Source organism: Pseudomonas sp. LBUM1640, from assembly GCF_059716225.1.
This window is the reverse complement of the sequence record NZ_CP166816.1, coordinates 130,168-140,251: the sequence shown is the minus strand read 5'-3', so window position 1 is coordinate 140,251 and position 10,084 is coordinate 130,168. Positions and strand designations below refer to the sequence as shown.

Here is a 10,084-nt window from a genome sequence, read left to right as displayed (position 1 = left end):
ATTTTCGAGGGTTTCTTATGTTTTACGTGCAACGTGATGCACAGGGTGCACTGAGTCGCGTGGAGGCCGCCGCCTTTACCGAATCAACTGAAACCCTGCCGGCCGATCACCATGAGATCCAGGCCTGGTACGCCAACGAAGTGGTGGAAACCAGCCTGGCGCAGCTCAAGCAAAGTGACCTGGAAATGATCCGGGTGCTGGATGACTTGATTCAGGTGCTGACCCGCAAGGGGGTGATCAGCGTGACGGACCTGCCGCCGGCCGCCCAAGCCAAGCTGATGGACCGCAACCACGCGCGGGAAGCGCTGGGCGGGCTGAGTCACCTGATCAATGATGAAGAGACTGGGCTGATCTGACCGCACAGATCGTCTGTGCAAGCGCGCGCCCTGTGGCGAGGGAGCTTGCTCCCGCTGGACTGCGCAGCAGTCCCATTTTCAGGGCCGCTTCGCGCCCCAGCGGGAGCAAGCTCCCTCGCCACAACAGCCCTCTCCCACTATCAGGTTCGGGTTACTTCCACGGCGCAGGCTCACCAAACAGCTGGCCCTGCACACCAAAGATGCCCATCTCGCGAATCACCTTCAGCTCCCCTTCGGTCTCCACGCGCTCGGCAATCAATGGCAAGTCGATGCTGTGGGCTGCACGCTGGATCGCCTCGATAAACAGGCGTTTGTCGCTTTCCTGGTCGATGGCGCGGATGTAGCTGCCGTCGATCTTCAAGTACGCCAGGCCCAGGCGCGCCAGGTTGCCGATCATGCTGAAGCGCCCACCAAAACGCTGCAGGCTCAGGGAGAAGCCCAGCTCACGCAGGCGCTGGGTCAACTGTTCCAGCAGCGCCTGCTCAGGCAATTGTTCTTCGCCGATTTCCAGGGTCAGGCGCGAACCCAGGTTGCTGTGTTGGCGCAGCATGTCAAAAATCCGACTCAACGCCTGGGCGTCCTGCAACGTCGCAGCCGAGAGGTTCAGCGCCAGGCTATGGCTGTGGCCGGCCATCTGCTTGAGCACTTGCTCCAGCATCAGGCGGTCCAGGCGTGACGTCCAACCGAAGCGTTCAAGCCACGGCAGGAAACGCCCGGCCGGTATCGTATGGCCGTCATCATCCTGCAAGCGCGACAACACTTTGTAGTGCAAGACCAACTGCGGGTCCTGGCTGGCGACGACCGGCTGGAAGTACAGCTCAAAGCGCTGCTGGGTCAGGGCCCTGTCCAGCAGGGTGTGCCAGGCATGGTGATCGTCGCCGACACTGGCGGCGGCACTGTGGTCGAGGCACACCCAACTGGTGTCGCCCTGCCCTTCGGCCTGGGCCAAGGCCTGGTCAGCCAATGTCAGCAGGGCCTGAGGCGAGTCGCCATGACTGAAGGGCGCCAAGCCGATATAGGCGACCGGCGTGACGTCACTGGCGCCGGTCGCCTGCAGGCTGAGCAAGGAGCTTTCAAGGTTCTGCGCCAATTGCAGCGCTTCTTCGCGCACCAGCCCCGGCGCCAGCACTGCGAACTCACCACCGCGGATGCGGGTGACGAGGTTATGGGTTTCCGGGTAGGGCTCGCATTGGCGCAGCAGTTGTTCGCCGACCGCTTGCAGTAGCTGGTCGGTGCGCTGGCCACCCAGGCGCTGGTTGAGACCGGCCAAGTCCTTGACCCGCAACAGCAGCAGGTAGCCGGAGCTGGTGTCTTCGGGGTTACTGACGCGGGCGTTGAGCTGCATCTCGAAATAACGGCGGTTGGCAAGGCCGGTGAGGTTGTCCTGGTAGGACTCAGTGCGCAGTTTTTCGCTGCGTTCGGCCTGTTCCTGGAACAGCGCCTTGAGCTTTTCCACCATCTGGTTCATGGCCTGCACCACGCGCCGCAGTTCCGGCGTGCGCGGCAGGTCGGGCACACTGAGGAACTCACGACGGGCAATGGCGTGGGACTGCTTGACCATGTAGTCCAACGGTTTCAACTGCCGACGCAGCAACAGCGCGCCAAGCACTGCACTGACCGCACCGCACAGCAACAGCCAGCCGAGGCTGCCCAAGGCGCTTTGCCAGAGCTTGGCCAGGGCAAACATCGGGTGGCTGACCACTTCTACGCGCGCCGCCTGCTCCCAGCCGCGGTTGACCAGCGCGTCGCCACCGGCCGGCTCCAGGCCGATCAGCTTCACGAACCAATTGGGCACACCATTGTTGTCGGGGATACCGCTGCGCTCAACGATGGTTTTGTCAGTCGCCAGGTCTACCACGCGGATGCTGGCGTAATAGCCGCTGTCGAAGATCGAGCTGACCAGCAATTCCACCATCGCCGGGTCATCGATATTGGGCGTCAGCGACAACGCCAGCGCCGTCGCCGCGTCCTGTGCATGCGAGCGCAGCTGGTTGACGTATTGCGTGCGCGAGCTTTCCAGGCTGACCATGAAACTGCCACTGAAGGCGATCACCAGGAACAGACAGATTGCGATCAATAGTTGTTTGAACAGAGACATCCGATCAGTTACTCCTAGTTGGCAGGCTCGGCTGGGAAGCCTTCCGCACGCATTTTTCTCAACACATCCTGCCAGCGCGACAAGCGTTTGGTATCACCGACTTTCTTGTTGCCCTTGGCACCGGGCAAGTACAACCCTTCGGCATTGAATGAGTACACCGGGACCAGGTCGGTACGGCGGGTCGCCGGCAGGATTTCGTCCATCAGGCTGTCGAGCACCAGCGGGATGGCATCCGGGGTCGAATAATAAGTCAGGACCATGTGAGCGCGATTCTGGCGCAAGGCCTTGACGTAGGTAATGCGCAATTTGTCGCTGGAGACCCCCAGGTGACGCAAACTGAAATACTTGGCGATCGCGTAATCCTCACAGTCGCCGGCACCCTTCCAGAGTGCTTCGATGGGCGTCTCCCAATAGTCGACCACGTGCCAGAGATCGATGTCCTCAACGTAGGTCATTTGTTTGTTGAAGAACAGGTTGACGACCTTGAGCTGCTCCTGTTCGCCGACCTGCTTTTGGGTCGCCAGCAGCCGCTGCCAGGCATCAATTCGCTGCTGGCCCTCCCCCAAGGGCCCGTACAAGGCGGTAGCCTTGCGGCTGATCTGGGAGAAATCCCAATCGGCATGCAGCCCGCCGAGCATCAGGCCGGCCAACAAAATAGCTGAAAACAGCCAGCCAAAGATTCGAGAGGGAATAAAACTTACCGCCAAGGCGTTCAGTCCGTGAAGAGAGACGGAATTTCAAAGGATGGTGATGCTTCGACCCGCAAAAAACAATGGCAAAGTGCAATCATTCATGAGTGGGCCGAGTTTATAACCGGCGCCTGTGGGATGCACAAAGTACATCCTGTAAGCCCTTACAAACTGAAACTTTGGTTGTTTGACAAGCGCGTGGCCCGTCTCTAGTGTGCATTGGATCCAATTAAACTCACTCCATTCAAGAAAGGAGGATAGCGTAACCGTGACGCAGAAGCCGAACCCTTTAAGCAGCATCAAAATCAGCGGGCCTATTCCCGCCCATCTTGCTCGCGCCGTTATTGAAGAAACGCTGCGCAATGCCATTCTCGATGGCCGATTGCCCTGTGGCACTGCAATGCGCCAGCAGGAGCTGGCTAGCCTGTTCGGCGTCAGCCGCATGCCGGTGCGCGAAGCCTTGCGCCAGCTGGAAGCTCAATCCTTGTTGCATGTGGTGACACACAAAGGCGCGGTGGTTGCACCGTTGATCGAGGACAATTCGGCAGAGACCTATGCCCTGCGCATGCTGCTGGAGTCCGAAGCACTGCGCCTGTCGACTCCGTTGCTCACCGACGCCGACATCGCTGAGGCTGATGCCTACATCCATGCGCTGGAACAGGAGAAAGACTATTCCGAGATCGGCCGCCTCAACCGCCTGTTCCACATGGTGCTGTATGGCAAGGCGCCTAATCAGCGGCTGCTCAAGCTGGTTGAACATGGTTTGAATGAGGAGGAACGCTTTCTACGCTTCAACCTAGAGGCGATGGACTTGGGCGAAACGTCCCAGGAAGATCACCGGGAGCTGCTGAACCTGGTAGCACAGAAGAAAGTCGACGAAAGCATCCTGACGTTGCGCAATCACCTGATGCGGGGGATGGAGGTGATCACCACCTACCTCAATGGCCTGGAAGCCGCCGCAAAGAAAGGCGGGCAGTAAGGTGTACCGAGCTCTTCCTTGACCCTTGTGCAACACGGGGCTCCTCCACGATAAGAGAGAGCCCCACGGCGATTCGCCAAGTCCACTACAACGCGTTTTAAATAGAATGGCTCATTCCGAGGAAACTTCTAACAGTTACCCAGGCAACTTTCTCACAACAAGACATTTCTCGAAAAAACATCTAACACATTCACAAGTTCATCAAAACGTTTAATAAGATTATTATCTCTCGCCAATAAAAAACACGTCACTCGACAGCATAACCCTATGCCAGGTCAGCGCTGCGCGCGCGAACAGGCTAAACACCCTCTTTCTATTCTCAATAAAAACCCATTACTTTTTTCAGAGCAGTTGCAACAACTTATAGGCGTCAACCATGCACCAACACTTACTTGAACAAAAAAAACTGCAGCTATGCAGCCATCCGTTACTTATAGAAATAACTTCACTTAACAAGTTACAACTTTTCATGGAGCACCATGTATTTGCTGTTTGGGACTTCATGACCTTGACCAAACGCCTGCAGCGAGACCTGACCTGCACGCAACTACCCTGGCTCCCACCCACTGACCCGCAAGCCGCACGCCTCATCAATGAAATCGTGCTCGGCGAGGAGTCGGACGAACATCCGACACGTGGCCATTGCAGCCATTTCGAACTGTACCTGGAGGCGATGACAGAGGTAGGTGCCGACACGGCCCCGGTCCAGCGCTTCATCGAACTGCAGCGCCAGGGCGTGCAAGCAAGCGCGGCCCTGCAAATGATCGATGTGCTGCCGGGCGTCGCCCGCTTTGTCGACAGCACGTTGCAGGTCGCACTCAACGCACCCACCCACTGCGTGGCAGCGGCCTTCCTGCATGGTCGCGAGAGTGTCATCGCGCCGATGTTCGAACGCCTTCTGCATGGCAATGCATGCCTTGAGCGCCAGGCGCCTATGTTGTCTCACTACCTCAGCCGTCACATCGAGTTGGACGCTCAAGACCATGGGCCAGCGGCGCAACAGTTACTCCAGCGCCTGATCGGGACAGACACTGCCCGCCAAAGCCAGGCCGATGAAATTGCTCTGGCAGCCGTGCAAAGCCGCCTCAGTTTCTGGGATGCCGTGCGCGCCTCACTGCAAGAAGTGCAGCCATGAACATCGTCGACTACCGCTCCTTTGCCGAAGACTGGGAACGCCGCGCAACTGTCCGCACGCGCCCTCGGCGTTTGCTGGAAAACGACGACAGATTGATCTATCCCCTGTGCCGCCAGCCTCTGGTGCTGAGTGCCACCTTTGTTGAGCACTGCCCGCAGTGGCGCGACTTCGTGCTGGTACAAAGCTTCTACAAATTCATCAACGACGTGGTGATTTTCGAAACCGAGATCGTCGGCAAGACCGCCCGCAACATTGCCAAGAATCAGTTCTCGCTGCCCTTCCCCCTTGCCTGTCGCGTGGACGCGATGACCGTCGTGGTGGATGAGGACTACCACGCGCTGGTCGCGATGGACTTCCAGCAACAGGCCGTGGAAATGACCGGCATGCACCCTCTCGACCTGCCTGGGCAAATCGAATTGAGCCATGCCCTGCCGGCAGCGCAGGCGCTGGCACCGCAGCACTTGCGCGATGCGGTGGAATTGATTGGCGTGGCCATCGCCGAGAACACCGTCACCCATGAAGTCGCCGCGTTTTCCAAGGACGACAGCGTCAAGCCTTCCATCCGTGGCTTGATGGCCGATCACCTGTTTGATGAAGGGCGCCATGCACAGTTCTGGACACAACTGGTGCGTCTCTACTGGCAAGCGGCAAGCCCGGAGGACCGCGACAGCATCGCTGAGGCTTTGCCGACCTTTTTAACGCATTACCTGACCAACGACCTGCAAAAAGGCTTCGATCTACAGCTGATCGAACACCTGGACGTCAGCGTCGACGTTCGCCGCGCGCTGCGTGATGAAGTGGCGGCGCTGCACTTTCCCATCACCCGCCAGCACCCGCTGCTGGGCAACATCATGGGGTTCCTGCATCACAGCGGCGTGCTGCACACTCCGAGCGTTGCCCTGGCCCTGAGGCACTACCTGCCCGAAGCGGGGAGGCCAGCATGAGGCGCTTGCAGATTGGATGGAACGGCACCAGCAATGCACTGGCGGCGCTCAGACAAATGTTGGAGCAATACGGGCATCTCACCGCAACAGAATCCCTCGACGTCGTGATTGAAGACGGCAGCCAACCGCCGCTCACACATACCGACAAAACCCAATGGATAAGCCTGCGCCTGGGTATCGGCCCGCTGTCCGAATATGGGCTCCCCGCGCTGCAGTTACGCTGCTATGACCATAACAGGCGTGTATTGGCGGTACAGGACGTCGCCGAGGAGCCCAGCGGCAACGGCCAGCAATTGTGCCGACACGCAACGAACGCGCTGGTGGAATGGGTTGCCTCGCTGGTCAGCGGGTTCTCAAGGGATGCGGGCTTTTTCGCCGTAACAACCCTCGCTAACGCCTGGCCTGAGCAAGGCCTGCAAGGGCTGGACGCATTGGCATTTGTGCATCGTTTCAATCGCACTGCACAGCCGGCACTGCTGCTGGCAGCCCAGGTGCCAATCATCGAACGGTTACAGGCCAGCCTGCACACCTTCGCCGAACGCCCCGCGCTGAATATCGCGGGCAGTGGGGTGACGTACCGGCAGTTGCAGGCTCGAGCCCTATCGATCCAGCAACGTCTGCGCCCGCTGCTGGAAGGCATTGGGACACCAGCGGTGATCGGCGTTTGCCTGGACAAGTCCGTCGAGTTGTACGCCAGCATTCTCGCGGTACTGGGTTGCGGCGCGGTGTACCTGCCATTGGCGCCGGATCACCCGACACAACGCCAGCAGGTGATGCTGCAAAGCGCTAAGGCCAGCATGTTGCTGGATGATGGACGGCACCCCTTGCGCGACCACTTCATTAGCCTGAATGTCAGTAATCTCGACCCGGCGCATGCCGATACCACGCAACCCTTGATGCACTATCGCCCCAGCGTAGAGGCGCCCTGCATCGCACTTTTCACCTCAGGCACCACCGGCCAGCCCAAAGGCGTGCTGCTCAGCCAAGGCAACCTTGCACATTTCACCGCCTGGCTGGGTGCCTGTATGGCGCTGGATGAACAGAGCCGGGTGCTGCAATTTTCGCCACTGAGTTTCGACTCATCGCTGATCGATATCTTCCCTGCCCTGGTCGCTGGCGCCGAGTTGGTCGTGCCAAACCAAGACCAACGGCACGACCCCCAGCAGTTGGTCGAACTGATTCGCCAACAGCGCATCAGCCACGCTTTTCTGCCACCGGCGCTTCTGAGCATCCTGCCGTTGGATCAGCCATTGGGCCTGGCCCACCTGTTGACCGGTGGCGATGCGTGCGAGCCGTATGTGATCGAACGATTGGCGAGCCAGTGCCAACTTCACAATCTCTATGGCCCTACCGAGGCCACGGTGCTGGTCACCCACCGAACGTTTCGCCCCGGTGACAGCAATCGCAACTTGGGCCGCCCCATTGCCAACAGCCAGGTGCTCATCCTCGACGACCACCTGCAACCGGTAGATGAACAGGTGATGGGCGATCTGTACATCGTCGGCCCTGGGGTAAGCCTTGGGTATGTGAGCGCGCCGCAGCCGGTGGACAACCCGTTCGTTGAACTGACACTGCCCAATGGCCAGACGCTACAGGCGTACCGCAGCGGTGACCTGGCGAAATGGACGCCAGACGGTATCGAGCTGGGTGGCCGACGAGATGATCAGGTGAAGATCCGTGGTTTTCGGGTAGCCCCCTTGGAAATCGAACAGTGCCTGCGCAGTAGCCGGTTATTTCGCCAAGTGGCCGTGGTGATCGATGCTGATCGCAGAATTTTCGGTTTTGTTGCCCAGCCCGAACCGGGCGCAACGCTGGCGGGCTTACAGCAACATGCACAGCAATGGCTACCGACTTACATGCACCCCGAGGTGTGGGCTGAGTTACCCACTATGCCGCGAACCCGACACGGCAAGATCGACCGCCAGGCATTGCTGGCGAGACCGATGCAGGCGCCGCCGCACACTGCCGGCAGTCGCGCTCAAACGCCTCTGCAAACACGCTTGGTGGCGCTGTGGAGCGAGTTGTTGGATGTGCCAGGCGATGACTTTTGTATTGATGAGAGTTTTTTCAACCTGGGCGGCCACTCCATCCTGCTGTCGACCCTGTTGCTACGTGTGCGCGAAGCGTTTGGCCGCAGCCTCTCATTGAGCCGTTTTTTTGAAGCCCCGACGATTCGTACACTCGCCGTGCTGATGGAGGACGGCGCACTACCCGATGCACCGTCGAGCCAAGTGGAAAAGGATGCGTCACAAGCGTTGAATGTAGAAATACTGCACGCAGACCGCGCAGGCGACCCGCGCAAGGTAATCGTCACAGGCGCCAACAGTTTTGTCGGCGTACATCTGGTCCAAGCGTTGTTGGCAAACGGTGCGCAGGCAGTGGCATGCCTGGTGCGTGAACAGCCAGGGCACTCGGCAGCGGTGCGGTTTGCCGAGGCGTTACGCGAGTATCGCCTGGAACATCTGGACCTGAGCCGCGTGCAGGTCTACGCCGCCGATATCAGCCAGCCCCGGCTGGGCCTGGCCTGCGAAGTGTATGAGCATCTCGCCCGCCACTATGGCGTGTTGGTGCACAACGCAGCGCGAGTCAATCATGTGATGGACTACGCAACGCTTGCCAGGGACAACGTCAAACCGGTGCTGGAGTGCCTGCGGCTGTGTGAAACCCATTGCAAGAAGGTCTTCAATTTCGTCTCGACATTGTCGGCCTGCAGCAACATTGACGCTCAGGGAAACATCCTCGAAACGCACGCAGTGGAGACGTTGCCGCTCTATCTCAAGAATGGCTACAACCTTTCCAAATGGGTCGCCGAACGACTGCTGGGGCGTGCTGCCGAGCAAGGTGCCTGGGTGAATATATATCGCCCGGGAAACATCGCTTTCAACAGCCGTAGCGGCGTCTGCCAGCCGCGAAACAACCGCCTGATGATGATGCTCAAGGGCTCGTTGCAGTTGGGCGTGGCGCCTCGCCTGGAGGTGAACTTCGACCTGATGCCGGTGGACTTCTTTGCGCGTTTCGTTGCGTTCCACTGCGGCCAACTGGATGCCGGGCGAAACGTCTTCAACCTGCACAACCCACAGCCCTTGAGCTGGGATCACTACCTTGATGCGTTCAGCCGAGCAGGCCACCGCTTCGAACGGGTGAGCGTTGCGCATTGGCAAAACGCGCTACGAACGGTGGGCCGCGAAAACGCGCTGTTTGGCGTACTGGGTTTCTACCTGAATGACCTTGCAGAAGACATCGGCGACGTTTCGATGATTTGTCACGACAACGCACGCCAGGGAGTGGATGCCATGGGCGAGCACTACCCGCAAAAGGACCCGGCGCTGTTGCGCAAGGGCTGCGACCACCTCAAGGCCATTGGCTTTCTCTAACCCCGTAAGGACACGCTTATGAAACCGCTGCAACCCGATACATTGATCCGTAACCCTGTCGGCGCACCGTTGGTGGCGTCTGTGGAAGTTCCGTGTGAGGCCGCTCGCCTGTGGCGTGTGGTGGGTAACTTTGCAGGCTTTGATGCCTTCATTCCTGCGCTCTCGCGCATCCAAATGACGGGGATAGGCGTAGGTGCATTACGCACGAAGTTTTTCCACGATGGGCAATGCGCTGTCGAGCAACTCAACAGCCGCGACGACGAGGCCATGTACATGACGTGGACCACGCTCTACAACACGCTGGGCGTCGCGCGGTTGTGGGCGGCAATGCGCGTGGAAGGGCTAGGCGAGGAACGCTCCAGGGCGACCTGGACGCTCATTGGCGAGCCGCTGGAAACGTCGCAGGCGGAGTTCGAACAGTTTGTGCAGACTTTCGCCGACAGCGCACTGGAGAATGTGCGCCAGATGCTCGGCTGATCAGCAGGAGCGAGAGGCCTCGCTCCTGCACC

The 10,084-nt window shown here is 59.3% G+C and carries 8 protein-coding genes; 6 read left to right on the top strand and 2 right to left on the bottom strand.

Translation table 11 applies throughout. The annotated features are described in order from the left end of the window. Positions 1-17: 17 nt before the first annotated feature. Complete coding sequence (locus ACA065_RS00665; protein ID WP_497692889.1) at positions 18-356, top strand: tryptophan synthase subunit beta; 339 nt, start codon at positions 18-20, stop codon at positions 354-356. Between the two features lie 151 nt (positions 357-507). On the opposite strand, the gene lapD is transcribed toward ACA065_RS00665, so the two are convergent. Both lapD and lapG read right to left on the bottom strand, forming a co-directional pair. Continuing rightward, positions 508-2,454, bottom strand: a complete 1,947-nt coding sequence (lapD, locus tag ACA065_RS00660; protein WP_497692888.1) for a cyclic di-GMP receptor LapD — start codon at positions 2,452-2,454, stop codon at positions 508-510. A gap of 14 nt (positions 2,455-2,468) precedes the next feature. Continuing rightward, positions 2,469-3,092 (bottom strand): cysteine protease LapG, encoded by a 624-nt coding sequence (gene lapG, locus ACA065_RS00655; protein ID WP_497695275.1) that lies wholly within the window; start codon positions 3,090-3,092, stop codon positions 2,469-2,471. Between the two features lie 319 nt (positions 3,093-3,411). Here lapG and ACA065_RS00650 point away from each other — a divergent pair, with 319 nt between their 5' ends. The 5 genes from ACA065_RS00650 to ACA065_RS00630 all read left to right on the top strand — a co-directional run bounded on the left by ACA065_RS00650 (position 3,412) and on the right by ACA065_RS00630 (position 10,052). Beyond that, on the top strand, positions 3,412-4,122 hold the full coding sequence (locus tag ACA065_RS00650; protein WP_497692887.1) for a GntR family transcriptional regulator: 711 nt from the start codon (positions 3,412-3,414) through the stop codon (positions 4,120-4,122). A gap of 376 nt (positions 4,123-4,498) precedes the next feature. Continuing rightward, on the top strand, positions 4,499-5,257 hold the full coding sequence (locus ACA065_RS00645) for a DUF3050 domain-containing protein (RefSeq protein ID WP_497692886.1): 759 nt from the start codon (positions 4,499-4,501) through the stop codon (positions 5,255-5,257). Continuing rightward, a complete protein-coding gene (locus ACA065_RS00640; RefSeq protein ID WP_497692885.1) occupies positions 5,254-6,201 on the top strand; it encodes a diiron oxygenase in 948 nt (315 codons plus the stop codon). Before ACA065_RS00645 ends, ACA065_RS00640 begins: the two co-directional genes overlap by 4 nt. After that, complete coding sequence (locus ACA065_RS00635; protein ID WP_497692884.1) at positions 6,198-9,575, top strand: amino acid adenylation domain-containing protein; 3,378 nt, start codon at positions 6,198-6,200, stop codon at positions 9,573-9,575. Before ACA065_RS00640 ends, ACA065_RS00635 begins: the two co-directional genes overlap by 4 nt. 18 nt (positions 9,576-9,593) lie before the next feature. Then, positions 9,594-10,052 carry an SRPBCC family protein gene (locus tag ACA065_RS00630; protein WP_497692883.1) on the top strand — a complete coding sequence of 153 codons (459 nt, stop codon included), beginning with the start codon at positions 9,594-9,596 and terminating at the stop codon, positions 10,050-10,052. Positions 10,053-10,084 lie beyond the last annotated feature (32 nt).

Coding starts and splice junctions, on each gene's coding strand:
- ACA065_RS00665 (WP_497692889.1), top strand. CDS start 18: ATGTTTTACGTGCAACGTGATGCACAGGGTGCACTGAGTCGCGTGGAG.
- lapD (WP_497692888.1), bottom strand. CDS start 2,454: ATGTCTCTGTTCAAACAACTATTGATCGCAATCTGTCTGTTCCTGGTG.
- lapG (WP_497695275.1), bottom strand. CDS start 3,092: ATGCTCGGCGGGCTGCATGCCGATTGGGATTTCTCCCAGATCAGCCGC.
- ACA065_RS00645 (WP_497692886.1), top strand. CDS start 4,499: ATGCACCAACACTTACTTGAACAAAAAAAACTGCAGCTATGCAGCCAT.
- ACA065_RS00640 (WP_497692885.1), top strand. CDS start 5,254: ATGAACATCGTCGACTACCGCTCCTTTGCCGAAGACTGGGAACGCCGC.
- ACA065_RS00635 (WP_497692884.1), top strand. CDS start 6,198: ATGAGGCGCTTGCAGATTGGATGGAACGGCACCAGCAATGCACTGGCG.
- ACA065_RS00630 (WP_497692883.1), top strand. CDS start 9,594: ATGAAACCGCTGCAACCCGATACATTGATCCGTAACCCTGTCGGCGCA.